This window comes from Mixta theicola, from assembly GCF_002895925.1.
GTDB lineage: Bacteria > Pseudomonadota > Gammaproteobacteria > Enterobacterales > Enterobacteriaceae > Mixta > Mixta theicola.
In genome coordinates, this window is sequence record NZ_NWUO01000011.1 from 115,754 (window position 1) to 140,293 (window position 24,540).

Sequence of the window (24,540 nt, forward strand, 5' to 3'; positions counted from 1 at the left end):
GTTTCCTCCTTACAGAACCGGATCGCTGTTAAGCACTAATGCCAGAAGCGCCTGACGCGCATAAATGCCGTTGCCGGCCTGCTGGAAATACCAGGCGTAAGGCGTTTTATCCACGTCGGTGGCGATCTCATCAACGCGCGGCAGCGGATGCAATACTTTCAGATTGTCGCGCGCGTCCTGCAAATCGGCGGCGCGCAGAACAAACTGCGCCTTTACGTTGGCGTATTCGGACGGATCGAGGCGTTCTTTCTGTACGCGCGTCATATAAAGAATATCGACCTGCGGCACCACCTCTTCGATACTGGCGTGTCGGCTCCAGGCAATGCCTTTTTCATCCAGCATATCGGTAATATAGGCAGGCATCGCCAGCGCTTCGGGCGCGATAAAGAAGAAGCGGTTGCCGTCAAACTTGGCCAGCGCCTGCGTCAGGGAATGCACGGTGCGGCCATATTTCAGGTCGCCGACCATTGCCACGTTCAGTTTGCTCAGGCGGCTTTGCGTTTCCTGAATGGTGAACAGATCAAGCAGCGTCTGCGTTGGATGCTGATTCGCGCCGTCGCCCGCGTTTAGCACCGGAATGGTGCCGGAAAATTCGGTGGCGAGACGCGCCGCGCCCTCCTGCGGATGACGCATCACAATCGCATCGACATAGGTGCTGATAACGGAAATGGTATCAGCCAGCGTTTCGCCCTTTTTACCCAGCGAGGTATTGCTGCTGTCGGAAAAACCCACTACCGCCGCGCCCAGACGCTGGATCGCGGTCTCAAAGGAGAGGCGCGTGCGCGTGGAGGCCTCAAAGAAACAGCTGGCAATCACTTTATGTTTCAACAGCTCCGGCTGCGGGTTGGCTTTCAGGCTGGCCGCCGCATGCAATACCAGCTCCAGCTCCTCGCGGCTGAGATCGTTAATCGAAATGATATGCTTGTGATACAGTGGATTCATGCGTCACTCTCCTTTAGGCGTGCCGGATTAAGGCCGAAAAAAAAGCCCCTGCAATGAGGGGCTTTTTTACGATCGGTCGCTGACGGAAGGAAACAGGCGCGCCGCCTGTATTCAGGCGTGATTGAGCGATGTCTGTTTTATGGCTCAGCTGCATGCGTCCTCCCGACAAATTGTGGCGCATTATACGCATTCAGCATATGGCTTCAAGTAAAAAACGCCCGCCGGGTAACCGTTTGCGTTACGCTAATTTACCCGGTTTCGCCAGCGTGGCGACCATCACCGCTTTGATGGTATGCAGCCGGTTTTCCGCCTGATCGAAAACGATGCTGTGCTCCGATTCAAAAACCTCGTTGGTCACTTCCATTCCGCCGGGCAGTTGGTACTGTTCGGCCATCTGTTTCCCCAGCGTGGTCTGATCGTCATGCAGCGCGGGCAGGCAGTGGAGAAATTTAACTTTTGTATTGCCGGTGAGCTGCAGCATCGCCATATTCACCTGATAATCACGCAGCAGGGCGATACGTTCCTGCCAGCGCTCTTTGGCTTCGCCCATCGAGACCCAAACGTCGGTATAGATAAAGTCCGCCTGTTTAACGCCTTCGGCAATATCCTCCGTCAGGGTAATTTTTCCGCCGTTTAGCCTGGCAACTTCGCGGCATTCGTTGACCAGATGTTCTTCCGGCCAGCAGCTCTTTGGTGCCGTCAGCCGCAAGTCGATGCCCATCAGCGCCGCGGCCTCCATCAGGCTGTTGCCCATATTATTGCGTGCATCGCCTACGTAGGTCAGCACCATCGCGCGTAACGATTTTTCCGGCAGGTGTTCCTGCATGGTTAACAGATCGGCCAACAGCTGAGTGGGATGAAATTCATCGGTCAGGCCGTTCCAGACCGGCACGCCAGCATAGCCGGCTAAGGTTTCCACGATCTGCTGGCCGTGGCCGCGATACTGAATGCCGTCATACATGCGGCCCAGCACGCGTGCGGTATCCTTAATCGACTCCTTATGACCAATCTGGCTGCCGCTGGGGCCAAGATAAGTGACGCGCGCGCCCTGATCAAAGGCGGCAACTTCGAAAGAGCATCGGGTGCGGGTCGACTCTTTTTCGAAGATGAGCGCGATATTTTTTCCCTGCAGGAGCGGCACTTCCGCACCATTTTTTTTCGCGATTTTTAATTCAGCGGCGAGGGCCAGCAGAGCATTAATTTCAGCGGGGGTAAAATCGAGCAGCCTGAGGAAATGGCGTTGATAAAACTGACTCATATAGCGCTCCTTGTCTCTTTGAGAGTGAATTAAAATTCAATTTAACCGTATGAATATTCATTTTCAACCCTGTGCGCAATAAACTTTTGCTTTTGTGTAGTGGCGCGGAGTGCAGTGTGGGAAAATAATCACATTGTCTGCCAAAACAGAGGAACCCATCATGGCATATGAAGAATTGCTGGAAGAGCAGCGCGAAGAGACGCGAGCGATTATCGAAGAGCTGCTGGAAGATGGCAGCGATCCCGATGCGCTCTACACCATTGAACATCATCTTTCCTGCGACAGCTTCGAGGCGCTGGAAAAAGCGGCGGTAGATGCCTTTAAGCTGGGCTATGAAGTCACCGAGCCGGAAGAGCTGGAACTGGAAGATGGCTCAACCGTTATGTGTGTTGATATTCTGAGCGAGCTGGCGCTTAAACCTGAGCTGATCGATGCGCAGGTTGAACAGCTGGTTAACCTGGCCGGTAAGCACGATGTCGATTATGACGGCTGGGGCACCTACTTTGAAGATCCGGATGCGGAAGATGAAGAAGAGGGTGATTACCTTGATGAAGACGATGACGGCGTCCGTCATTAATAGCCTGCCGCTGTAAATATTGATCCGGCGTGCCGCTAAGGCGCGCCTTTTAACCGTAGCGATAATATGAATTACGCCGATCTTCTTGCTCCCATTCACCAGTTTCTGCATTGCCGTACGCCACAGGCGTGGATCGATGAGGCGCGCAAACCCGAAAATCTTCCCTTGCTGCTTACCGACCATATGGTTTGTGAACTGAAAGCGGCGCAGACGGCCACCTGGCTTATTCGTAAATATGTTGCCGATAAGCCCAGCGGCGAAGCGATTCTCGCCTGGTTAAAGCCTTATGAAGCCTTTGTGCATCGTGAAGATCACGACAGCGAGTTTATTAAAGCGCATAAAAATTTATCAAAGCGCATTATCGCCCGTAACGATATTCCCTGGGGCGACGAGCTGCTGGATAAGATGATTCTGCTGATCAAAGAAGAGCTGCACCACTTTTATCAGGTATGGGAAATCATGCAGGCGCGCGGCATCGCCTATCAGAAGATTACCGCCAGCCGGTATGCCAAAGGCTTGCTGCGTGAGGTGATTACTCACGAGCCGGAAACGCTGGTGGATAAGCTGATTTGCGGCGCCTATATTGAGGCGCGCTCCTGCGAACGTTTCGCCAGCCTGGCACCGTGGCTGGATGAGGAGCTGGCAGCGTTTTACGTTTCGCTGCTGCGCTCAGAGGCGCGTCACTATCAGGATTATCTGGCGCTGGCGGCACGCATTGCGCCTTTTGATATTACCAGCAGGGTGCATCAAATCGGCGAGGCCGAAGCGCGATTGATTCAGGAACCGGATAACGAACTACGCTTTCACAGCGGCGCGCCGGACTGGCATACAAATTAAGCGGCAGCTATTTTTTCATTGTGATAATCATTAAGGAACAATAACGGAGCAGCAGAAAGGCGGGTATTTCCATTATAAAACCATCTTCTTGCATATTTCATCCCCTTTATTGGCTATCTGTTTAACTTCGATAAAACAAACATCATCATCACTGCGACTAAACCTACAAACATATCCTTTAACAGCGGGCTGATATTTAAATAACTGACCCCTTTGCCAGCTAACATGCCAACAGGGATAACTAAAAAAATATTTGCCATAACTTCATAAGCAATTCTCCGTTCTGCTCTCCATGGAATGATAATTAATCTCATTTGCATTTTTAAAGCAAGGAGCTTACTGTTGATTGTCATGAAAATTATTTAATTTCTACTTTCCATACCCTAAATAATTCAAGTTGCCTGACAAAACGGTTAACCGTTTTGAACCGCGCTTGCGCGAGCCCCGGAGGGCCGAGTAATGCCAACACACATGCAACTTGAAGTATGACGGATATATTAGAGAAATAACCTGGCATTGCGAGTCGGTAATTATTAGCTTAGCAAATGCGTTACTCTTTCAATTAATAGCCTGTTACAGACATCAATCCGTTCACAAACAGCCATAAACTATTCTGGCTGATTAACATCCATACAGCCGGCCAAAAAAACGCCAGTACCAAAAGGCGATTAACAGCAGCGTGAACAGCGGTAAATAAAGCGTACGCTGCTTTTTACGCAGGCTAAGCCAGAGTAGTGGCGCGATCAGCAGAAACGTTAACGGAGCGGTAAAAGAGCGAATATCATCAACGACAAACGTTTTGTAAGCATCGCAGAGCGTTTTGATTTCATCACCATCGATATATTGCTCTTCTTTGAAATATGAGAGGTAAGCGATATTAATAAAGCAGAAAACGCTATAAAACAGCGTTAAGGTGAATTTTTTCCATAAGTTTATAGCCATGAAATTTTAAACCTGTATAGCGTGGCCGCCTGCCGTTCTATGTTATCGCTACCTGAAGAGGGCTGATTATAACAGGGGCCGTTTTCATCAGCGTTATGCTCCTTGTGTTTTTGCCGAATAATTTTTCACGCGTCAATAACGTGATCGTTAATCAAAAAGCAAAGGGCCTCCCAGCCCCCACTTTAATCTCCTGGATCGGTAAAATTTATCGCCACCTAATTGGTTGATTAATGCGATGGAATTATAAATAATTTAATAATAAGGATTGCGATAATAACGTTTCTTTTTATTTAAGATGAAAGCGAAGTGTTGCAAAACCTGATGCTAAGAACTTATATTTAGCTGGTGGTTCTTATTGATAACTGCCTTTAAATTAGGGATATGATTTATGAAGAGCAAGCAGGGAGGCATATATGGGATTGAAAAGAGGTGGTTTACGCCTGATGACACCAGGTGAAATTAACTTATCACAACAATTGTATGGTCAATCAATTTAATATAATAATGTTTGGGTACATCACGGTAGTTTCCTGCCTTTTGGTATGCAAGAAAACAATACGGCAATGACGCCAGCAGGTGAGATATGGTTTGAAACTAATATATATCGCGATGATTATGCTTATAGTTCTGTTGATCTACAACATCTCTTTATGCATGAAATGATGCATGTCTGGCAGAAGCAAAAGGGAATGAATGTTGTAATGCGAGGTCTGTTCTCATGGGCGGCTGATTACAATTATAGGTTGAACAAAACCAGGTTAGATGATTACTCAATGGAACAACAAGCTTCGATCGTTGCTGATTACTGGTTGCTCACATAGCACGGATTTAATAATTATTCCTATATTATTAAATACCAAAGACTATGATCGTGATGAGGATTATAATAATCTGGTTGAAAAATATAAGAAAATATTAAGGAATTTCCCGATATGAAAAAAATCATGTTGCTTTTTTTACTTATTTTAGCATCCTGCGGATCGGGTGATAAATTACAATTTAATCTACCTGGTGACGCCAATATTACGTTAAACTCGATTTGTATTAACGCAAAATCAGGCGAGATATTATCTTACTATTTGCTAAGCTCTTCGGTTAATCAGTATAAAAAACCACTTTCAATGGAAGATGACATACAGAAATTTTACCCCAATATGTGTGTTTTTAGCAGGTTTGAAAAGAATGAAAGCTACACGCTCATTTATATCCTCGACCAAAAGAAATACCGGGTAGAATTCAGGGTGGATCACGAAGGGAATATCATAAAAAAGTTTAGGTGAACTCTTGTGTTGTGCTGAGCTAATAAGTTCAGAAAAAAATAACCGCATTGTGCCTGGTCGTAAGTATACCCTTGAATCAGGCACAGGCTAATATCCTGTGTTATTGATAGTAATATAACGAAGCTATTAATCCATACACAATAAAAAGGCGCTTACAGCGCCTTTAACATCCGTACTTCGCAATCGTCGTGGCCGGTGCAGCCGAGCGGGCCATCAATATGCTGAAAGCCCAGCTTTTCATACAGGCGAATCGCCTGTGTCAGGCTGGCGGTGGTTTCCAGATAGCAGCGCTTAAAGCCTTGCTCGCGGGCGAAATCCAGCGCCTGCAACGCCAGACGATGCGCTATGCCCCGGCCGCGCAGCTGCGGCAGGAAATACATCTTTTGCAGCTCGCAAATATCCGGATCACTGCACTGCAGAGGCGCAACGCCGCCGCCGCCGACAATATTGCCATCCAGCTCAATAACCCAGTAGGCGCTATTCTGCTCGCTATACAGTTCAAACAGCCGGTCCAGATTGGGATCGGAAACGGTATAGCCTTTATCGGCGGTCAGGCCAAACTCAGCGGATACGGTACGAATGACCTGCGCAATATACGGATTATCTGCCGCGCTAATAGGGCGAACGCGAAGCGAAGTGTCGGAAGCGATATTCATACGTCTGGCTCAGATTAAGAAAAGGAAAAAGAGTGTAATAACACCGCTTGCCGCCTGATGCAATGGCGGCGGGCGATAGCATAAAAAAACCGTGGTCAGGTTGCCCTGCCACGGTCGTTTTAACACTTCAGCAAATTACAGCGCGGCAATAACGCTCTGCTGTTCAATCAGCTTAGCTTTACCCTGCTCCAGCTCCGCCATACGATCGCGCTCTTTCGCGACCACCGCTTCCGGCGCACGGGCAACGAAAGATTCGTTGGAGAGGCGAGAATCGATTTTTTCCATCTCGGCCTCCAGCTTCGCCAGCTCTTTCGCCAGACGATCCAGCTCCGCTTCCTTATCGACCAGACCGGCCATCGGGATCAGCAGCTCGGCGCCATCCACCAGCTTAGTGACGGAAAGCGGGCCTTTCTCACCCTGCGCCAGCACGGTAATGTCGCTTAAACGCGCCATCGCCTGCAGGAAGTTACGGTTTTCGCTGACGCGACGCTGGGCATCCATGTTGGCGCCGCGCAACAGCAGCTCCAGCGGTTTACCCGGAGAGATATTCATCTCGGCACGGATATTACGCACCGCCACGATCGCCTGTTTCAGCCATTCCGTATCAGCCAACGCCGCATCGTCCGCCTGCGCTGCATCATAAGCCGGGAAAGGCTGCAGCATAATGGTATCGTCGCTGATGCCTTTCAGCACTTTTACACGCTGCCAGATGGTTTCAGTGATAAACGGAATAATCGGGTGCGCCAGACGCAGCAGCGCCTCCAGCACGGTAACCAGCGTATGACGCGTACCGCGCAGCTCCGCTTCCGAACCGTTATGCATAACCGGCTTGGTCAGCTCCAGATACCAGTCGCAGAACTGATTCCAGGTGAACTCATACAGAATGTTCGCGGCAATATCGAAACGATAGCTGTCCAGCGCTTCACGATACGCTTTCACCGTGTTGTTGAACTCCGCCAGGATCCAGCGATCGGCCAGCGACAGCACCATTTCGCCGCCGTTCTGGCCGCAGTCCTTCTCTTCGGTATTCATCAGCACAAAGCGGCTGGCGTTCCACAGCTTATTACAGAAGTTGCGGTAGCCTTCCAGGCGCTTCATATCCCAGTTGATGTCGCGACCGGTAGAGGCCAGCGCCGCCAGAGTAAAGCGCAGAGCATCGGTGCCCGCCGGCTCGATACCGTTCGGGAACTGTTTCTCGGTGCGCTTGCGGATTTTTTCTGCCAGCTGCGGCTGCATCATATTGCCGGTGCGTTTTTCCAGCAGCGCGTCGAGAGAAATGCCGTCCACCATATCCAGCGGATCGATGACGTTACCTTTCGATTTCGACATCTTCTGGCCTTCTTCATCGCGGATCAAACCGGTCATATAGACGGTTTTGAACGGCACCTGCGGCTTACCGTTTTCATCCTTCATAAAGTGCATGGTCAGCATGATCATGCGCGCAATCCAGAAGAAGATAATATCGAAGCCGCTGACCAGCACGCTGGTTGGATGGAAGGTGCGCAGCGCTTCGGTATTCTCTGGCCAGCCAAGGGTAGAGAAGGTCCACAGGCCGGAAGAGAACCAGGTATCCAGCACGTCATCGTCCTGATGCAGCTCAACGCTGGCGTCAAGCTGGTTTTCCGCGCGCACTTCTTCTTCACTGCGGCCAACGTAAACATTGCCCTGCGCGTCATACCAGGCAGGAATACGATGGCCCCACCACAGCTGACGAGAAATACACCAGTCCTGAATATCGCGCATCCAGGAGAAGTACATATTTTCGTACTGCTTCGGCACGAACTGAATATCGCCGTTCTCAACCGCTTCAACCGCCACTTTTGCCAGCGGCGCGGTACGCACGTACCACTGATCGGTCAGCATCGGCTCGATCACCACGCCGCCGCGATCGCCGTAAGGCACGGTCAGATCATGGGCTTTCACCTCTTCCAGCAGGCCCAGCGCGTCAACGGCAGCGACGATCGCCTTACGCGCGGCAAAACGCTCCAGGCTGCGGAACTGTTCCGGCAGGGTGGTGGCGTAGACGTCGGTTTCTTCACCGTTGGTATCGTAAACCTGCGCGCTGTCACGAATATCGCCATCGAAAGTCAGAATATTGATCATCGGCAGCTTATGACGACGGCCAACTTCATAGTCGTTGAAATCGTGCGCCGGGGTGATCTTCACGCAGCCGGTGCCTTTTTCCATATCCGCATGCTCATCGCCCACAATCGGGATGCGACGATCGACCAACGGCAGCACGATATATTTACCGATCAGATCTTTATAACGCGGATCTTCCGGGTTAACCGCCACGCCGGTATCGCCCAGCAGAGTTTCCGGACGGGTAGTAGCGACCACCAGATAATCTTTACCGTCGGCGGTTTTCGCGCCGTCGGCCAGCGGATAGCGGATATGCCACATGGAACCTTTGGTTTCACGGTTTTCCACTTCCAGATCTGAAATGGCGGTGCGCAGCTTCGGATCCCAGTTGACCAGGCGTTTGCCACGGTAAATCAGGTTCTCTTTATACAGGCGAACAAACACCTCTTTCACCGCATTAGAGAGACCGTCATCCATGGTGAAACGCTCGCGCTCCCAGTCTACGGAGTTACCGAGACGGCGCATCTGATTGGTGATCGTGCCGCCGGATTCCGCTTTCCACTGCCACACCTTATCGATAAACGCATCGCGACCGTAGTCCTGACGCGTTTTTCCCTCTTCAGCGGCAATTTTGCGCTCTACAACCATCTGCGTGGCGATACCGGCGTGGTCGGTGCCGACCTGCCACAGGGTATTTTTCCCCTGCATGCGCTGGTAACGCACCATAGTATCCATAATGGTTTGCTGAAAGGCATGACCCATATGCAAGCTACCGGTGACGTTCGGCGGCGGGATCATGATGCAGAAGCTTTCCTGGCGGGTATCGCCATTTGGTTTAAAGTAGCCCTGCTTTTCCCAATGCTCGTAAAGCGGCTGTTCGATCTCTTGCGGATTATATGTCTTTTCCATTTCTGCTATGTCGTTTGCGGCTGTGGCGGGGTTGCCGTATTCAAGTGGAAGCCGACGCTGCGATAGGCTTTATAGCGTTCACGCGCCTGCTGTTTCAAAGATTCTTCGCTCGGGACAAAGTCTATCACTTCATGGAAAGCGGTGGCAAAATCTGCAAACTGCGGCAGCAGGCTGATCAGCAGATCGCGCGGCGCGTTGCCCCGACGCTGCGGCCAGGCCAGCTCCACCGGCGCGCCATATTTCGGGCCTTCTCCGGCCAGATTATGCGGGACGAAAGCGCTGGCGGGACGTTGCCACAGCGCCTCATCCAGGCGAATAGCCTGTTGCTCATCTTCACAGGCAATCAAAATTCGCTGGCCTTTACGCCAGTGTTCAGCAGCAAGGTCGCAGGTCAGCCGCTCAACGGCGTTCAGACCATCCGCTGCGGCGCCTTGGCCCGGAACCTGCTCCAGAAGATAGAACGTTGCGTTTTTCATGGTCTGGATTCTTTATGCGTGACAGAAAATTCCCCTTCCGGGCACCGACGCCGGAAGAAAAGGCACTTTACCATAAGTGAGTCAAAGTTTGCCTGCTCACCGCAAGGGGCGGCGGGCAATAGCGTACCCTGGCAGATCGGCAAAGATGAACTGCCTGGGTACGCGGTCGCGTTCAGGCGCTTGCCGGGCTAATCGACTCGCCGCGAAGCAAAAAAAATCCCTGGTGTTTAAGCCAGGGATTGTTTGTTGCGCGGGCGGCTTAATCGTCGCCGTTCAGTCCGGCGCGGTTCAACAGGAACTGCGACAGCAGGGCGACCGGCCGACCGGTCGCGCCTTTGGCTTTACCGGAACGCCAGGCGGTACCGGCAATATCCAGGTGCGCCCAGTTATATTTACGCGCGAAGCGGGCCAGGAAGCAGGCGGCGGTAATCGCACCGCCCGGACGGCCACCAATATTCGCCATATCGGCGAAGTTGGATTCCAGCTGTTCCTGATACTCATCCGCCATCGGCAGACGCCAGGCGCGGTCGCCCGCCTGTTCGGAAGCGCCGATCAGCTCGTGCGCCAGCGGATTGTGGTTCGATAGCAGGCCGCTGATATGATGACCCAGCGCAATCACGCAGGCACCGGTCAGCGTGGCAACGTCAATCACCACTTCCGGATCGAAACGCTCAACGTAGGTCAGCGCGTCGCACAGCACCAAACGCCCTTCGGCATCGGTATTCAATACTTCTACCGTCTGGCCGGACATGGTGGTCAGCACATCGCCCGGACGGAACGCCCGGCCGCCCGGCATGTTTTCACAGCCGGCCAGCACGCCGACCACGTTCAGCGGCAGGTTCAGCTCCGCCACCATGCGCATTACGCCATAGACGGAAGCCGCACCGCACATATCGTATTTCATCTCATCCATGCCTTCGGCAGGTTTGATCGAAATACCGCCGGAATCAAAGGTCAGCCCTTTGCCCACCAGCACGATAGGTTTGCTTTCCGGGTCCGGGCTGCCTTTATATTCCATTACCGACATCAGCGATTCATTTTGTGAACCGTGACCGACCGCCAGATAGGCGTTCATGCCCAGCTCTTTCATCTGCTGCTCGCCGATAACGCGCGTGGTGATGTTTTTGCTGTAGGCGTCTGCCAGCTGACGCGCCTGAGAGGCGAGATAGGCCGCGTTACAGATATTCGGCGGCATATTGCCAAGATCTTTCGCCGCTTTGATGCCGGCGGCAATCGCCAGGCCGTGCTGAATGGCGCGCTCACCGCTGGTCAGCTCGCGGCGCGTCGGCACGTTAAAGACCATTTTGCGCAGCGGACGACGCGGCTCGACTTTATTGCTTTTCAACTGATCGAAGCTGTAGAGGGTCTCTTTCGCCGTTTCCACCGCCTGGCGTACTTTCCAGTAAGTGTTGCGCCCTTTAACATGCAGTTCGGTCAGAAAGCAGACCGCTTCCATTGATCCGGTATCATTCAGCGTATTAATCGTTTTCTGAATCACCTGCTTATATTGACGTTCGTCCAGCTCACGCTCTTTCCCGCAGCCAATGAGCAAAATTCGCTCGGAAAGGATATTCGGCACATGATGCAGCAGCAGCGTTTGGCCCACTTTACCTTCCAGCTCGCCGCGGCGCAGCAGGGCGCTGATGTAGCCGTCGCTGATTTTATCCAGCTGTTCGGCGATCGGCGACAGACGGCGCGGCTCGAAGACACCCACAACGATACAGGCACTACGCTGTTTCTCCGGGCTACCGCTTTTTACACTGAACTCCATGCACTCTCCTGAATCTTAAAGACAACGGCGCTGGCTGCGGCTAGAATGTACCGCTTCGTAACGCTTACGCCGTTGCGTACGACGTTCTTAGTAACCAGGACGTCAGTTTGTGTTTCAGTGACATTTTTATTTTTTACGTCACCTGAACGCTTGTGTCATACAATAGATCTATGACAACGGCCATTGATGATGAAAAATGGCGAATAAGCGTTGAAACTATCGATTTTCCAGCAAAAAGACAAGTTTTCACAGGCATACGAAGCGTGATAATCATTAGATACCTGGTTCGGGAAACGCTCAAAAGCCAACTGGCAATACTCTTTATCCTGCTGTTGATCTTCTTCTGTCAGAAGCTGGTCAGGATCCTGGGCGCTGCCGTGGATGGTGAGATCCCGACAAACTTAGTTCTCACCCTGTTAGGGCTCGGCGTGCCGGAAATGGCACAGCTTATACTGCCGCTCAGTCTGTTTCTGGCCATCCTGATGACGCTGGGGCGACTGTACACCGAAAGCGAAATTACCGTGATGCACGCCTGCGGCTTAAGCAAGGCGGTGCTGGTCAAGGCGGCGATGGTGCTGATGCTGCTAACGGCGGCGGCGGCGGCGGTCAACGTTATCTGGCTTGGTCCCTGGTCATCGCGCTATCAAAGCGAGGTGACGCAGAATGCGAAAGCCAACCCTGGCGCTGCGGCGCTGGCGGCGGGGCAGTTTCAGCAGTCCAGCGACGGCAACAGCGTACTGTTTATTGAAAATGTGAAGGGCAATCAGTTCGGTCACGTTTTCCTGGCGCAGCTGCGTCCGAAAGGCAATTCTCGCCCGTCGGTCGTGCTGGCGGACAGCGGCCATATGGAACAGCGCCTGGACGGCTCGCAGGTGGTGACGCTGGATAAAGGCACCCGTTTTGAAGGCACCGCGCTGCTGCGTGATTTCCGCATTACCGATTTCACCCACTATCAGGCGATTGTCGGCTATAAAACCGCCACGCTCGATCCTAACGACGCTGAACAGGCGGAGTTTAAAGATCTGTTCGGTAATGCGTCGCCGGAGTTCCGCTCTGAGCTGCACTGGCGCTTAACGCTGATATTTTCAGTGCTGGCGATGGCGTTGATGGTGGTGCCGCTTAGCGTGGTGAACCCGCGCCAGGGACGCGTGCTTTCTATGCTGCCGGCCATGCTGCTCTATTTAATCTTCTTCCTGCTGCAGAGTTCGCTGAAGTCAAACGGCTCAAAAGGGCGGCTCGATCCGGCAATCTGGATGTGGGTGGTTAACCTGAGCTATCTGGCGCTGGCGCTGGCTTTGAACGTGTGGGATACGGTGCCGATGCGGCGTCTGCGCGCCCGCTTTACGCGTGGAGGCTCTTTCTGATGTTTGGCGTATTAGACCGCTATATCGGTAAAACTATCTTTAACACCATTATGATGACGCTTTTTATGCTGGTATCGCTCTCCGGCATTATTAAATTCGTCGATCAGCTGCGTAAAACCGGGCAGGGCGCCTATACCGCGCTGGATGCGGGCTATTACACCCTGCTCAGCGTGCCGAAGGATATTGAGATTTTCTTCCCGATGGCGGCGCTGCTTGGCGCGCTGCTGGGTCTCGGAACGCTGGCGCAGCGCAGCGAACTGGTGGTGATGCAGGCTTCCGGCTTTACCCGTCTCCAAATCGCGCTGTCGGTGATGAAAACCGCGATCCCGCTGGTGCTGTTGACCATGGCGATTGGTGAGTTTGTTGCGCCGCAGGGCGAGCAGATGGCGCGTAACTTCCGCGCTCAGCAGCTGCTTGGCGGCTCGCTGCTTTCTACGCAGTCCGGCCTGTGGGCAAAGGATGGCAACAGCTTTATTTATATTGAGCGCATCAAAGAAAATAGCCAGCTGGATGGCGTCAGCATCTATAACTTCAACGATCAGCGGCGGTTAATGAGCGTGCGCTATGCCGCCACGGCCACCTGGGATAAGGCGGCGCGTCGCTGGAGTCTGGGGCAGGTTGATGAGTCCGATCTGACCAATGCAAAACAGATTACCGGCAAGCAAAGTATTAACGGTCAATGGAAAACCAACCTGACGCCGGATAAGCTCGGCGTAGTGGCGCTGGACCCGGATGCGTTGTCGATTCGCGGGTTGTATAACTACTCAAAATATCTGATGCAGAGCGGCCAGGAATCGGGACGCTACCGGCTTAATATGTGGGGCAAGATTTTCCAGCCGCTGTCGGTGGCGGTAATGATGCTGATGGCGCTCTCGTTTATCTTTGGTCCGCTGCGTAGCGTATCGATGGGCGTGCGCGTGGTGACCGGCATCAGCTTTGGCTTTCTGTTCTACGTGCTGGATCAGATCTTTGGCCCGCTCAGCCTGGTATATGGCTTACCGCCTGTTCTGGGCGCGGTGCTGCCGAGCGCCGCCTTCTTTGCTATCAGCGTCTGGATGCTGATGAAGCGACGTTAAACTTCTGGTGCGGCAGGCTGCTGCCGCACCGGTTGATAGCCTGATTGCGTTTTTCTCTTTCTTCCCTGATCCCATCTCCTGGTTTACGCTGCTTCCTGCTTACCTCTGTTTTGTATTCTTAACAGGTATCTAATTTTTATGAAGCTTATTCGAAATCATAATTTTTTATTTTTGCAAATTTATTTCCTTGCGAAATATCTGAAACTTATTAGTAGTAATTTTTTCGCTCCTGATTAGATCAATGTAAAGCCCGGCATGAATTTTTATCTACCCGTCGCGCCTGTTAAATTGCTTGTAATTATAATAAGTTAACCGGCAATGCTAATTACGAAGCGTGAAAATAAAAATAAAATAAACCGCTACGTCAGATGAAACGGTAATAATCAGGATGGTTTACCCATTCATTGTCAACAGGATTTATATTTCTTAACAATTTGCCGCGCTTGATTATTACATAAACTCCCGTTTGGTCTATGCTTTATAACTATTACGGTAAATTATCGAAAACGCTCGATAATGAATGCAGGTTCTGAAACGGCGCTATTTGCGGAGGAAGAGTAATGTCTAAGAAAATTGCGCCGAACCAGGACGTAACGGAACAGCATGAAGCCATTCCGCTGGCAGAAGAGCAGGCGGCGGTGAGCACGCAGCGCGTGGTTGACCGTCGTATCCGTATTGATCGCTCTACGACGACGGCAGAAAAGCTGTTAGAGGCTGAGCTCTGGCATGAAGAAGTCGAGATAGAACACGTCGAAAAAAATGAACCGGTTACAGAGGGATATTTTCCGCAGGTTCGTCAGGAAGGCGATGTGTTAATTGTGCCGGTAATCGAAGAGCAGGTGGAAATTATTCGACACTATGTATTGAAAGAAGAAGTCCATATTCACAAGCTGAAAAAAAGTGAACAGTTTCAGCAGAAAGTGACATTGCGTAGCCAGGAGATAGAGATCAACAAGGAAGATACTTAACCGTTAACCTAAGCACGAGGAGACTATTATATGGCACATGAAAAAATCGTTACTGCTTTTAATCAGATACAGCAGGCGGAAGTGGCTAAAGAGAAACTCATTGCCGAAGGTATCGAGGAAAGGCATATTGATATTATTTCAGGTGAAAGATTACGCGTAGAAGATAAAGAGATCCGTCATCCCAGCTTCTGGCAGCGCCTGTTTGGCGATGACGTTGATGATGATTACGCGACCGAATATAACAAAGCGATTCAGGGCGGCGGCGTACTGCTGACCGTACGTGCTCCTAAAGAAGATGCAGACCGCGTGGAGGCGCTGCTGGATCAATATTCCACGGATTACTCTGCCTCTTATAATCGCTCTGGCAGCGCAAGCCTCACAGGCACCGATCGTGAATATCTGGGTGAAACCAACGATCTTACCGGCCGTACCACATCAGCAGGTTTTTCTGCTGGCGCCAGCGGCGTAGCCGGTAATACCAATCCGACAGCAGGCGTGCCGGGTACGCTGGATGATAAAAGCACCACTGCCAGTAAAACAGGCACAACCGATCTGGATAACGATCTCAGCACCACGGGCGTGACCGGGACGAGTACCGGCGCTATAGCCACCGGCCTGACGGGAACGGCCACAACAGACACAACGCTAACCGGCAGCGATAATCGTGACGCATTAAAACTGGCGGAAGAAGAGGTCGCCATTGGTAAACGTCAGGTGAGCGATGGCGTCGTGCGTCTGCGCCGTTATACCGTTGAAGATGAAGTGGCTGAAGACGTATCGCTGTTTGAACAGCATGCTGATGTGTTCCGTGCCGCAGTCGATGAACCAGCTTATCTGAGCGACGTTGACTGGTCCGATAAAACTATCGAAGTGGAAGAGTCCCACGAAGTGCCAACGGTAAGCAAAACGCGCGTATTAAAGAAGAGGTTGGCGTACGCAACGAAACTTCAGAGCGGGTTGAAACGGTGAAAGATACCGTCCGCCGTCAGGAAGTCGAAGTGGAGAAGTCCGGGTTGGAAAAAGATAGCCTGACCGGCACGACCGGTCTGGGAGAAGATAATCTGACCGGCACCGATCTTGAGAAAGATCGACTGACCGGCCTGAAGAAGTAGTTACTGTCCCTGGCCCGCGCTGAGCATTTGCCACAGCGCGGGCAGCTGCGTTATTAACCACAGCAGCAGCCCAACGCAGCCTCCTACCAGCGTCCCGTTGATGCGAATAAACTGTAAATCCTTACCGATATTCAACTCGATCTGTTGTGACATCTCACGCGCATCCCAGCTTTTTACCGTATCGCTAATATGGCGCGTCAGGAAAGCGGCAAAATCGGGCGCAACCGTGCGTGCCGCCTGTTCCATATGCTGATTCAGCGAAGCACGCAGCGCGCCATCTTTAACCAGCGTTTCACCCAGCCATAAACCCGCTTCCGTCACGCGCTGTCGCACGCGAGAGTCCTCGGCGTTCAGGTCCGTTTTCAGCCATTCACGTAAATCGCCCCACAGTTCTCCGATATAGCGATTCAGCGCTTCATCTTCCTTCAGATAACCTTTAATGATTTCTGCGCGTTCAGCCATATCCGGATCGTTCTTCAGCCGGATAATCAGCTGTTCGACGGCGCGATTAAAGCCCATACGTAGCTCATGCCCCTGATCCTGACTAACATCATCAAGCAGAGAATTAACCGCGCTGGAAACCAGATCGGCGCTATGCTCGCCCAGCCATTCGGTTGGCAAGACTTTGGCTTTAATCGGATGCTCGCGTTTCAGCCAGCGCACCAGCTGCATGGCGATAAACTCGCGCGTGCTTTCCCGGTTAATTAGCTGCAGCAGCTGCCCGACCGCAGCATCCAGCAGCGCCTGATGGCGATTATTTTTGGTCAGGCTTTCCAGCAGCAGGGCGCTGGTCTGCGTCAGGTCAACTTTATCAATCGCTTTATGCACGGCGCGACGAATAAAACCCTGGATACGTGCATCGTCGGTCAGATCAAGAAAACCGCGCATTAGCTGTAACAGATGCTGCCCCAGCCGCTGCGCATTATCCGGCGCGCTTAGCCAGTTGCCGATAAGCTGTGCCGGATCGTGACGACGGATCAGCGCCAGCAGCGAGTCCGCATCAAGGAATTTTTCCTGGACGAAGCGGCCCAGGTTTTCGCCGATGCGATCTTTATTACGGGGAATGATGGCCGTATGGCGAGAGATAAAGGGCACCGGAACGCGCCGAAACAGCGCAACTACGGCAAACCAGTCGGCCAGTGCCCCAACCATCGCGGCTTCTGCGATCGCTTTCAAACCGCTCACCCACAGCCGGGGCGGCATAAACAGCGTAGCAATAAAGGTTGCTGCAGCGATCAGCAGCAGTGAAAGCGCCAGGCGCTTGGCTCGTTTAAGTTCGTTTATTTTCTGCATGCTACCAGCATAGCGTAGCGAGTTAAGAAAATCGTGCCCCGCTAGTTAAACGCCATCCACAAAACCAGCAAGGTGACCGGCAGCAGCAACCACAGCATCAAAAACAGATTAAGGCCGCCTTTTCTATTTAACGGCGTATCGTCCTGTTGCGCCAGGGTTAACGGAGATGAAGAAGAGATAAAGGTCTTACCCGCCAGTGCCTCAACCTGAGCCGAAAGCGTAATCCCTTTTTTGGGCACGGTGATAATAATATTTTCATCAATGCCGACGCGTTTTAATGTTTTTCGCAGAATGGAGATATTTTGATAAAGCGTATTGACCGTTACTTCCATACCATGTTTTCGCCAGACTTCATTCATAAAGTCCTCCTGCGTAATAACGCTTCCTTTCCTCTCAATTAATAATGATAAACAGCGACTGGTCGGCTGATTGAGCTTTGTATCCTTTTCCGGAAAGAATTTACTTGAGGTTAAAGTATGTTTTAATGGATCGAAGATGACGTTATTATTAATACAGTAGAACATGGTTAATCCCTCAGCAACCTAATCCATAAGTAACAACACGTAACGGCGAATAGAGAGTCAAGCTAGCATAACGCTCTTTTCCATTCAAATTTCTTACCAAACAGAGAGTAAATTAATAGGATGTATAATCTTATTTTTCATAGCGTTCAAATTTTTCAATTTTTAATTACGTATTCACTTTGATTTAATTTTTTGATTTTAATCATTTTTAAGTACTGAATTAGCCTGATGATGTGCTGTGGTTTTCTTATATTATGAAGTTTCCTTTCTCTTTCCTGAATTATTCATTCTTCACTTTTCATTCTCCGGTTTTGTTGTAGTTTTGCTGTTGCAGCGCAATTCGCCTGTTGTTGTTAATTGTTTATGTGATATGACTGCAGCGAGCGGGATGCGGTGTCAGCTAATAAATTAATAACCTGGATGGTGGCTTATAACTCAGCTGTTCTGAGCCTCTTTTATGCCTGTCTGTTATTTTTTAGTCACTGGCATTGGGAATAATTTTTATATGACTACACCAGGGAATAAAAGGACGAATGTCCATCCAGGGCATTCGGTACTAATCATGTTTAAATCAGTTCATAAGGAAATATATGAAACGTCTTAATAAAATCTCATTAGGAATGGCGCTACTGTTTGCCTCGGCTTCAACGCTGGCCTATGACGGTACTGTCAATTTTAATGGTGAGATTATTGATAATACCTGTGTGGTTTCACTGGGCAGCGGTGGCAACAGCCTAATCGTGCCAATGGGATCGATCAATAAAAGCAGCTTTACCGGCAAAGGTTCTGTCGCCTCAACCACGCAATTTATTCTGTCCCTGAGCGATTGCCCTGCGGTTAATGCGCGCGTGAAGTTCGATGGCCCTACCTATGATGGCAATCAAGAAGTGCTGGCGCTTAATGCTGGCGCAGGCGTGGCAGAGGGCGTCGGTATTCAGCTTTACGATCAAAATATGACAAAACTGCCGCTTTTCACCGCGTCTAACCCTTATGAGTTACAGGCAAGCGCAGATAACGATCTGAAATTCTATGCCAGCTATATCGCGACGGCATCCAGCGTATCGCCCGGCCCGGCTAACGCCGTTGCTACTTTTACCATGAATTATAATTAATCCATCCTGCAATGGGTCGGTTACTGGCCCATTGCTTCTTCCTGGAATAGCCGGAATGTATAAAAGGATTTTTTGCTCGCTGTTTATGCTGGCACTGGTTAATAGCGTCGCGACAGCAGGCGTTATCGTGGGCGGCACGCGCATTATTTTCCACGGTGAAAAAAAAGAGACCGCGATTAGCGTAGCTAATCCTGATGACCACGCCTGGTTAATCCAGTCGTGGGTCGAAAGTCCCGATAAAAATAAAGCGCCCTTTATCTTCTCGCCGCCGCTTTTCCGCCTCGATAGCCAACAAAAAAATGTTTTACGCCTGATCTATACCGGTACTCCTTTACCGCAGGATCGTGAAAGCCTGTTTTGGGCCAATATAAAATCCATCCCCAGCGCGTCAAGTGAAGAAAATATATTGCAGATTGCGATTAAAACGCAGATCAAACTTATCTGGCGTCCCGCCAGCCTGGAAAAAACGGTTCACCGCTCAGAGATGGCCAAACTCAGCTGGAGCTGGCAGCAGGGTAAGCTGCAGGTAAACAACCCAACGCCGTATTACATGAATTTTCATTCAATAGATGTTAATGGCAAGGCCATTGCCGATATGAAATGGGTCGCGCCTTTTGCCGTTAAACAGTATGCCTTACCCCAGCTGGCGCGTTCCGGGAAAGTGAGCTGGCGGCTGATAAATGATTATGGCGCGATAACCCGCCCCTTTGAGGCGACTTATTCATCACACAGCAAATAAAGCAAATTTATCGTTAAGGAAAAGAATATGGCGGAGGGTAAATTACGCCACTTATTATTGCCGTGCATTATTACGGCAGGTATGCAGGTAAACAGCGGATATGCAGTCACGTTTAATCCAGCGCTGCTGGAACGCCACGGGCTGGAAAACGAAGCGGTCGATCTTTCCGCTTTTGAAAATAGTCCCCTTTTACCTGGCACTTATCGGGTTGAGATCGTTGTTAATAATCAGCCGAAGGAGACGCGTGACGTTACCTTTCGCCAGCAACGCACCAGCGACGGAACGCAGGAGCTCATGCCCTGCCTGAGCGTTGACAGTCTGGCTGGCTATGGCGTGAACGTGGCGCGCTATCCTGCACTTCAGCAGAACGACGGCTGTGCCGATCTGACGCAGATTAGCGACGCCGTTGCCCGGCTGGACGTTAATGCCCAGCGGCTGCTGTTAAGTATTCCGCAGGCGGCGTTAAATTATCAGGCCCGTGAGACAGTATCGCCGGAGCGGTGGGACAACGGTATCAACGCGCTGCTGCTTAACTATCGCTTCAGCGGGGCGCACAACGAGGCGCTGGTAGCTCATCGCCATAATGACGATAGCCAGTTTTTAAGCCTGCGGCCCGGCATTAACATCGGGCCGTGGCGAGTGCGTAACTACAGCACCTGGTCGCACAGCCGTAATAATCAGGGCGACTGGAATAATTTTTATACTTATCTGCAGCGCGAGATTGTGCCGCTACAGGGACAGCTTACGCTGGGGGAGAGCACCTCTCCTGGCGATATGTATGACAGCGTTAACTTTCGTGGCGTACAGCTGGCCTCGGATGAGGATATGCTGCCGGACAGCCTGAGAGGCTATGCGCCGGTGGTGCGCGGCATTGCCCGCAGCCATGCGCAGGTTAGCGTTTACCAGAACGGCCAAATTATCTATCAGACCTACGTCGCACCCGGCGCCTTCGCGATTGCGGATATTTATCCTACCGGCGGCAGCGGCGATCTTAGCGTTACCATTAACGAAGCGGACGGCAGCGAACAGCAGCTGGTGGTGCCTTTTGCCTCGGTTCCGGTATTACAGCGCGAAGGACATATTAAATACAGCCTGACCGGCGGCGAATATCGCGGCTACGATAACGGCCACGACGGCAAACTGTTTTTCCAGGCGACCGGCATTATCGGCCTGCCGCAGGCGTTTACGCTGTATGGCGGCACGCAGCAGGCGGAGAAGTATCGCTCGCTGGTGGCGGGCGTCGGTAAAAACCTGGGCCAGCTGGGCGCGTTATCGCTGGACGCCACGCTGGCGCATAGTCGGCCAGCCCATCTGGACAGTTCGCAGGGCCACGCCTGGCGGCTGCGCTACGGCAAAAATTTTATTAACACCGGCACCAGCGTGGCGCTGGCGGGTTATCGCTATGCGACCAGCGGCTTTTATAGTCTGAACGACGTGCTGGATAGCTACGAGCACGAGCGCCTATGGCAGTGGGATCGACGTCGGCAGCGGGCCGAGCTAACGCTAACGCAGAACCTGTGGACCGGGGCGGGCGCGCTAACGCTCAGTGCGATTAATGAAGATTACTGGGATGACCAGCATCAGACTCGCTCCCTGAATTTTGGCTACAACAATAGCTGGAGCAGCATCAGCTTTAGCCTGAACTACAGCTATAACCGCAACATCATCAAACCGGCATGGCGCGATAAAAGCGCGCGTGAGGATCAGGTGCTGGCGTTTTCGCTCAGCATACCGCTTAGCCGCAGTTCCGGTCATACCTGGGCCAACTATCAGATGACCAGCGCCCGCCACGGTAGCACCAGCCACTCGGCAGGGCTGAGCGGTACCGCGCTTGCCGATAATAACCTGAGCTGGAGCCTGCGTCAGGGCTATACCAACCACAACGAAGGCAGCGGCGGCAGCGCGGAAGTGGACTTTCGCGGCGGCTATGGCGAAGCGGATGCAGGCTACGCCTGGGATCGCCATAGCCGACGCCTGAGCTACGGCCTTAGCGGCGCGCTGGTAGCGCATCGGGACGGCATTACGTTCAGCCAGCCGCTGGGCGAGACGGTGGCGCTGGTTAAAGCGCCGGGCATCGCCGACGCTTCGGTACTTAATCAGACCGGCGTTAGTACCGACTTTCGCGGCTATACGCTGGTGCCCTATATGCGCGCTTATCGCGTGAACGAGATAATGCTCGATCCGCTGTCGCTGCCGGATACGGTTGAGCTGCAGAATAGCACTCAGCTGGTGGTTCCCACTCGCGGCGCGGTGGTACGGGCTGATTTTAGCGGCAGAATCGGTCAGCGCGCTTTAATTACGCTGGTTCGCCGTAATGGCCTGCCGGTTCCGTTTGGGGCAACGGTCACGCTTGCCGGTGAAGTGGATAATTACAGCAGCATCGTCGGCGATAATGGCGAGGTCTGGCTGAGCGGTCTGGCAGAGCAGGTGTCGCTACAGGTGAACTGGGGCAGCCGCAGCGATAGCCATTGTCGCGCCGATTTTACCCTGCCAGAGGTGAAAGACGACATCGTGACTCAGCTACAGACCACTTGCCAATAACCCGGCGCGAAGAGGAATACGCAATGAAAAAGCTAACGAGCGCGCTGGTGGTTATCGCTGGCATCATAACGGCAACCAGCGGCTGGGCTGCAGGCTGCGACATCGGCGTGCCAAAAACGCAGCGGTTAATCCTGTCGGATTTGATTGTCGATCCTAACCTGCCGCCCGGCAGCCTGCTTGACAGTAAAATTATCAACGTAGCGGGATGGATGGCGCAGAGCTGCACCGGCAGCGTCCAGTATCAATCCACCATGGCCGGCAGCTGGAGCAGGCCAAGCGCGATTATGCCGGGCGTTTATGACACGGACGTGCCGGGCGTCGGCGTTAAAATTACGGACTATCGATTCTCCGACAGCTTTGTACCGCTGGCCGCCACGCTGACGCCAGGAGACGATACCCCGATGCTTGGCTCCGATATTCAGCTGCTGTTTTACCGCACCGGCGATATTACGCCGGGCAGCTTTTCCGGTGGCGAGGTGGCGCGCTTCTCCCTGCCGGACAGCAATGGCAACTTAACCAACGTGCTTAGCCTGCAGATGGTATCCGGCGCTGTACGCATAAAAAGCTGCTATGCCAAAACACCTCATCTGACGGTGCAGCTGGGAAGCATTAGCCGCAGCGCCTTTGGTAGCTACGGCAGTACCGTTGCGCCCACTGCTTTTAATATTGAGCTGCTGTGTCAGGGCGATCTGCCGGTTAACGTCTCCTTTTCCTCCGCCAGCAGTACGCCGTCGCCGGAGCCGGGCATTGTTCCCATTGATAACGTACCCGGTGCGGCCACCGGCGTGGCGATTAAAATTATGTATCGCGATGGCAGCCCGCTCTATTTTGATACGCCACGAACCTATCACAACGCAGGAGAACGCGAGCTTACCATCCCGCTGCTGGCGGCCTATACGCCAATTGGCAATAACGTAACGTCCGGCACGGCGCGTGCGGCGATTACCTTTACGATTACCCAAAATTAAAACGCAGAGTAAATATGAAGAAAAAGCGCGGTGGATAACAGGGGAAGGGATACTTCACGCCCCGCTATAGCAGGACGTGAAGAAGTGGAGCGGCTCAGGAGATAAAGTTTTTACCCTGTTTCAGCACCACATCGCAGGCTTTGGTTTTCAGCTTCTCGCCGATTGGCGTATTACTCAGGCTTTTCAGGTTAAGCTGCTGACCGTTGCCGGTATTCAGCAGCCCCATCAGGCCCTGCTGATAATCGGTCTGCTGCGCCTGTTCGGTGGTGCTTTGCAGGCCCAGCTTGCTCAGCACCTGATCCTTAATGCTGGTGGCATTATTTTTAATCACGTTATTCTCTACGCAATATTCCATAATTCCGGCGGCATTGGTCATGCTGCTGCTGCTGACCGCCTTATCGCCGCCGTTCAGCAGCCCGGACAGGGAAGAGAGCGACAGGCCATTTTGGCTGGTGGTGCCGTTTTGGGTGTTGGTGGTGTTTTGCTGACTAAGCTGCGTTGCCGCGCTATTCAGCTGATCCTGCCAGCTGGCCGCCAGTGCCGTTCCCGTCACCATAAAAGAGATCACGCCCGTTGCCAGCGCCAGGCGCCGTAATGTTGTTTTCATTGCCAACCTCGGTTAATTCGGCGCGTCAACCACGGCGCGCCCGTTATCAGCTAGTTGGGACTGCCGGAGGCGGACAGAGTTCCGGAAAGCGCGCCATTCGCGGCCTTAAAGGCAGTGATTGAGAATTGTCTGTACGCTAAGGCGAAATTTTCGACACTTAGCGCACGGGGCGGACAATTGAGGTTGCGCAGGTGGCAGGTAAGGGTATAATCCACAACGTTTTCCGCATCCCTTCCGTGCCGGAGTGGCGAAATCGGTAGACGCAGTTGATTCAAAATCAACCGTAGAAATACGTGCCGGTTCGAGTCCGGCCTTCGGCACCATCGGAACATCAATAGACGTCAACGGACGTCTTTTTTTGTGCCTGAAATCCAGTATCCGCAAGGCTTTCCACGCTTTTTCACTCAACCTAAGTCAACCTGAGTCAACCCACATCAACAAGCTCGTGAGTATACTAATGAGTATATTTGCCGATTCGATATTACTTGTATACTCACGAGATACCA

General features: G+C 52.1%; 24 protein-coding genes and 1 tRNA gene. 14 read left to right on the forward strand and 11 right to left on the reverse strand.

Annotated features, from left to right (window positions below; genetic code table 11):
- Positions 1-9: 9 nt before the first annotated feature.
- Positions 10-942, reverse strand: coding sequence for an aspartate carbamoyltransferase (pyrB, locus tag COO59_RS15085; protein WP_103060586.1), 933 nt, complete (start codon positions 940-942; stop codon positions 10-12).
- Positions 943-1,180: 238 nt separating this feature from the next.
- The gene (argF, locus tag COO59_RS15090) at positions 1,181-2,200 is read right to left on the reverse strand and encodes an ornithine carbamoyltransferase (RefSeq protein ID WP_103060587.1); all 1,020 of its coding nucleotides are present in this window, start codon (positions 2,198-2,200) and stop codon (positions 1,181-1,183) included.
- Between the two features lie 160 nt (positions 2,201-2,360).
- On the opposite strand from argF, the gene rraB reads away from it, so the two are divergent.
- Positions 2,361-2,777 (forward strand): ribonuclease E inhibitor RraB, encoded by a 417-nt coding sequence (gene rraB, locus COO59_RS15095; RefSeq protein ID WP_103060588.1) that lies wholly within the window; start codon positions 2,361-2,363, stop codon positions 2,775-2,777.
- A gap of 66 nt (positions 2,778-2,843) precedes the next feature.
- Positions 2,844-3,614, forward strand: a complete 771-nt coding sequence (gene miaE, locus COO59_RS15100; RefSeq protein WP_103060589.1) for a tRNA isopentenyl-2-thiomethyl-A-37 hydroxylase MiaE — start codon at positions 2,844-2,846, stop codon at positions 3,612-3,614.
- Between the two features lie 113 nt (positions 3,615-3,727).
- Here miaE and COO59_RS15105 read toward each other — a convergent pair whose 3' ends face one another.
- Both COO59_RS15105 and COO59_RS15110 read right to left on the reverse strand, forming a co-directional pair.
- Entirely contained in the window at positions 3,728-3,967 is a 240-nt protein-coding gene (locus COO59_RS15105; RefSeq protein WP_103060590.1) for a hypothetical protein, read from the reverse strand.
- Between the two features lie 268 nt (positions 3,968-4,235).
- The gene (locus tag COO59_RS15110; RefSeq protein WP_103060591.1) at positions 4,236-4,556 is read right to left on the reverse strand and encodes a DUF2645 family protein; all 321 of its coding nucleotides are present in this window, start codon (positions 4,554-4,556) and stop codon (positions 4,236-4,238) included.
- A 542-nt stretch (positions 4,557-5,098) separates the two neighbouring features.
- On the opposite strand from COO59_RS15110, the gene COO59_RS21295 reads away from it, so the two are divergent.
- Both COO59_RS21295 and COO59_RS15120 read left to right on the forward strand, forming a co-directional pair.
- The gene (locus COO59_RS21295) at positions 5,099-5,377 is read left to right on the forward strand and encodes a hypothetical protein (RefSeq protein WP_240614143.1); all 279 of its coding nucleotides are present in this window, start codon (positions 5,099-5,101) and stop codon (positions 5,375-5,377) included.
- Positions 5,378-5,488: 111 nt separating this feature from the next.
- The gene (locus COO59_RS15120; RefSeq protein ID WP_103060592.1) at positions 5,489-5,836 is read left to right on the forward strand and encodes a putative T6SS immunity periplasmic lipoprotein; all 348 of its coding nucleotides are present in this window, start codon (positions 5,489-5,491) and stop codon (positions 5,834-5,836) included.
- Between the two features lie 152 nt (positions 5,837-5,988).
- Here the strand turns inward: COO59_RS15120 and COO59_RS15125 are convergent, their stop codons facing one another.
- The 4 genes from COO59_RS15125 to pepA form a co-directional block, all read right to left on the reverse strand.
- Entirely contained in the window at positions 5,989-6,492 is a 504-nt protein-coding gene (locus COO59_RS15125) for a GNAT family N-acetyltransferase (RefSeq protein WP_103060593.1), read from the reverse strand.
- A 135-nt stretch (positions 6,493-6,627) separates the two neighbouring features.
- On the reverse strand, positions 6,628-9,483 hold the full coding sequence (locus COO59_RS15130; protein WP_103060594.1) for a valine--tRNA ligase: 2,856 nt from the start codon (positions 9,481-9,483) through the stop codon (positions 6,628-6,630).
- Positions 9,484-9,488: 5 nt separating this feature from the next.
- Positions 9,489-9,959 (reverse strand): DNA polymerase III subunit chi, encoded by a 471-nt coding sequence (locus tag COO59_RS15135; protein ID WP_103060595.1) that lies wholly within the window; start codon positions 9,957-9,959, stop codon positions 9,489-9,491.
- Between the two features lie 259 nt (positions 9,960-10,218).
- Positions 10,219-11,730, reverse strand: a complete 1,512-nt coding sequence (pepA, locus tag COO59_RS15140) for a leucyl aminopeptidase (RefSeq protein ID WP_103060596.1) — start codon at positions 11,728-11,730, stop codon at positions 10,219-10,221.
- 263 nt (positions 11,731-11,993) lie between these two features.
- Between pepA and lptF the strand changes: the two genes are divergently transcribed.
- From lptF to COO59_RS20715, 5 genes are all read left to right on the forward strand, one after another.
- Complete coding sequence (gene lptF / locus COO59_RS15145; RefSeq protein ID WP_103060597.1) at positions 11,994-13,094, forward strand: LPS export ABC transporter permease LptF; 1,101 nt, start codon at positions 11,994-11,996, stop codon at positions 13,092-13,094.
- On the forward strand, positions 13,094-14,170 hold the full coding sequence (gene lptG / locus COO59_RS15150; protein WP_103060598.1) for an LPS export ABC transporter permease LptG: 1,077 nt from the start codon (positions 13,094-13,096) through the stop codon (positions 14,168-14,170). Before lptF ends, lptG begins: the two co-directional genes overlap by 1 nt.
- Positions 14,171-14,730: 560 nt before the next feature.
- Positions 14,731-15,138: a DUF2382 domain-containing protein gene (locus COO59_RS15155; RefSeq protein WP_103060599.1), complete on the forward strand. Its 408-nt coding sequence runs from the start codon at positions 14,731-14,733 to the stop codon at positions 15,136-15,138.
- Positions 15,139-15,168: 30 nt separating this feature from the next.
- On the forward strand, positions 15,169-16,107 hold the full coding sequence (locus COO59_RS15160) for a YsnF/AvaK domain-containing protein (RefSeq protein WP_103060600.1): 939 nt from the start codon (positions 15,169-15,171) through the stop codon (positions 16,105-16,107).
- Positions 16,104-16,250, forward strand: a complete 147-nt coding sequence (locus COO59_RS20715; protein ID WP_165786523.1) for a hypothetical protein — start codon at positions 16,104-16,106, stop codon at positions 16,248-16,250. Before COO59_RS15160 ends, COO59_RS20715 begins: the two co-directional genes overlap by 4 nt.
- Here the strand turns inward: COO59_RS20715 and COO59_RS15165 are convergent, their stop codons facing one another.
- Together COO59_RS15165 and COO59_RS15170 are read right to left on the reverse strand one after the other, a co-directional pair.
- On the reverse strand, positions 16,251-17,543 hold the full coding sequence (locus COO59_RS15165) for a DUF445 domain-containing protein (protein ID WP_103060601.1): 1,293 nt from the start codon (positions 17,541-17,543) through the stop codon (positions 16,251-16,253).
- 41 nt (positions 17,544-17,584) lie between these two features.
- Positions 17,585-18,067 (reverse strand): winged helix-turn-helix domain-containing protein, encoded by a 483-nt coding sequence (locus COO59_RS15170; protein ID WP_103060602.1) that lies wholly within the window; start codon positions 18,065-18,067, stop codon positions 17,585-17,587.
- A 590-nt stretch (positions 18,068-18,657) separates the two neighbouring features.
- On the opposite strand from COO59_RS15170, the gene COO59_RS15175 reads away from it, so the two are divergent.
- From COO59_RS15175 to COO59_RS15190, 4 genes are read left to right on the forward strand one after another with little or no spacing between them, the layout of a single operon-like run.
- A complete protein-coding gene (locus COO59_RS15175) occupies positions 18,658-19,179 on the forward strand; it encodes a fimbrial protein (protein WP_103060603.1) in 522 nt (173 codons plus the stop codon).
- Between the two features lie 55 nt (positions 19,180-19,234).
- On the forward strand, positions 19,235-19,918 hold the full coding sequence (locus COO59_RS15180) for a fimbrial biogenesis chaperone (protein ID WP_103060604.1): 684 nt from the start codon (positions 19,235-19,237) through the stop codon (positions 19,916-19,918).
- A gap of 27 nt (positions 19,919-19,945) precedes the next feature.
- Entirely contained in the window at positions 19,946-22,459 is a 2,514-nt protein-coding gene (locus tag COO59_RS15185; RefSeq protein WP_165786524.1) for a fimbria/pilus outer membrane usher protein, read from the forward strand.
- Positions 22,460-22,482: 23 nt separating this feature from the next.
- Positions 22,483-23,427: a fimbrial protein gene (locus COO59_RS15190; RefSeq protein ID WP_103060605.1), complete on the forward strand. Its 945-nt coding sequence runs from the start codon at positions 22,483-22,485 to the stop codon at positions 23,425-23,427.
- Positions 23,428-23,521: 94 nt separating this feature from the next.
- Here the strand turns inward: COO59_RS15190 and COO59_RS15195 are convergent, their stop codons facing one another.
- A complete protein-coding gene (locus tag COO59_RS15195; protein ID WP_103060606.1) occupies positions 23,522-24,034 on the reverse strand; it encodes a YjjA family protein in 513 nt (170 codons plus the stop codon).
- 238 nt (positions 24,035-24,272) lie between these two features.
- On the opposite strand from COO59_RS15195, the gene COO59_RS15200 reads away from it, so the two are divergent.
- Positions 24,273-24,357, forward strand: a tRNA-Leu gene (locus COO59_RS15200).
- The last annotated feature ends 183 nt before the right edge of the window (positions 24,358-24,540 follow it).

Excerpts from the sequence above, each read along its gene's own strand:
- pyrB (WP_103060586.1), bottom strand. The coding sequence starts at position 942 with ATGAATCCACTGTATCACAAGCATATCATTTCGATTAACGATCTCAGC.
- argF (WP_103060587.1), bottom strand. The coding sequence starts at position 2,200 with ATGAGTCAGTTTTATCAACGCCATTTCCTCAGGCTGCTCGATTTTACC.
- rraB (WP_103060588.1), top strand. The coding sequence starts at position 2,361 with ATGGCATATGAAGAATTGCTGGAAGAGCAGCGCGAAGAGACGCGAGCG.
- miaE (WP_103060589.1), top strand. The coding sequence starts at position 2,844 with ATGAATTACGCCGATCTTCTTGCTCCCATTCACCAGTTTCTGCATTGC.
- COO59_RS15105 (WP_103060590.1), bottom strand. The coding sequence starts at position 3,967 with ATGACAATCAACAGTAAGCTCCTTGCTTTAAAAATGCAAATGAGATTA.
- COO59_RS15110 (WP_103060591.1), bottom strand. The coding sequence starts at position 4,556 with ATGGCTATAAACTTATGGAAAAAATTCACCTTAACGCTGTTTTATAGC.
- COO59_RS21295 (WP_240614143.1), top strand. The coding sequence starts at position 5,099 with ATGCAAGAAAACAATACGGCAATGACGCCAGCAGGTGAGATATGGTTT.
- COO59_RS15120 (WP_103060592.1), top strand. The coding sequence starts at position 5,489 with ATGAAAAAAATCATGTTGCTTTTTTTACTTATTTTAGCATCCTGCGGA.
- COO59_RS15125 (WP_103060593.1), bottom strand. The coding sequence starts at position 6,492 with ATGAATATCGCTTCCGACACTTCGCTTCGCGTTCGCCCTATTAGCGCG.
- COO59_RS15130 (WP_103060594.1), bottom strand. The coding sequence starts at position 9,483 with ATGGAAAAGACATATAATCCGCAAGAGATCGAACAGCCGCTTTACGAG.
- COO59_RS15135 (WP_103060595.1), bottom strand. The coding sequence starts at position 9,959 with ATGAAAAACGCAACGTTCTATCTTCTGGAGCAGGTTCCGGGCCAAGGC.
- pepA (WP_103060596.1), bottom strand. The coding sequence starts at position 11,730 with ATGGAGTTCAGTGTAAAAAGCGGTAGCCCGGAGAAACAGCGTAGTGCC.
- lptG (WP_103060598.1), top strand. The coding sequence starts at position 13,094 with ATGTTTGGCGTATTAGACCGCTATATCGGTAAAACTATCTTTAACACC.
- COO59_RS15155 (WP_103060599.1), top strand. The coding sequence starts at position 14,731 with ATGTCTAAGAAAATTGCGCCGAACCAGGACGTAACGGAACAGCATGAA.
- COO59_RS15160 (WP_103060600.1), top strand. The coding sequence starts at position 15,169 with ATGGCACATGAAAAAATCGTTACTGCTTTTAATCAGATACAGCAGGCG.
- COO59_RS15165 (WP_103060601.1), bottom strand. The coding sequence starts at position 17,543 with ATGCAGAAAATAAACGAACTTAAACGAGCCAAGCGCCTGGCGCTTTCA.
- COO59_RS15170 (WP_103060602.1), bottom strand. The coding sequence starts at position 18,067 with ATGTTCTACTGTATTAATAATAACGTCATCTTCGATCCATTAAAACAT.
- COO59_RS15175 (WP_103060603.1), top strand. The coding sequence starts at position 18,658 with ATGAAACGTCTTAATAAAATCTCATTAGGAATGGCGCTACTGTTTGCC.
- COO59_RS15180 (WP_103060604.1), top strand. The coding sequence starts at position 19,235 with ATGTATAAAAGGATTTTTTGCTCGCTGTTTATGCTGGCACTGGTTAAT.
- COO59_RS15185 (WP_165786524.1), top strand. The coding sequence starts at position 19,946 with ATGGCGGAGGGTAAATTACGCCACTTATTATTGCCGTGCATTATTACG.
- COO59_RS15190 (WP_103060605.1), top strand. The coding sequence starts at position 22,483 with ATGAAAAAGCTAACGAGCGCGCTGGTGGTTATCGCTGGCATCATAACG.
- COO59_RS15195 (WP_103060606.1), bottom strand. The coding sequence starts at position 24,034 with ATGAAAACAACATTACGGCGCCTGGCGCTGGCAACGGGCGTGATCTCT.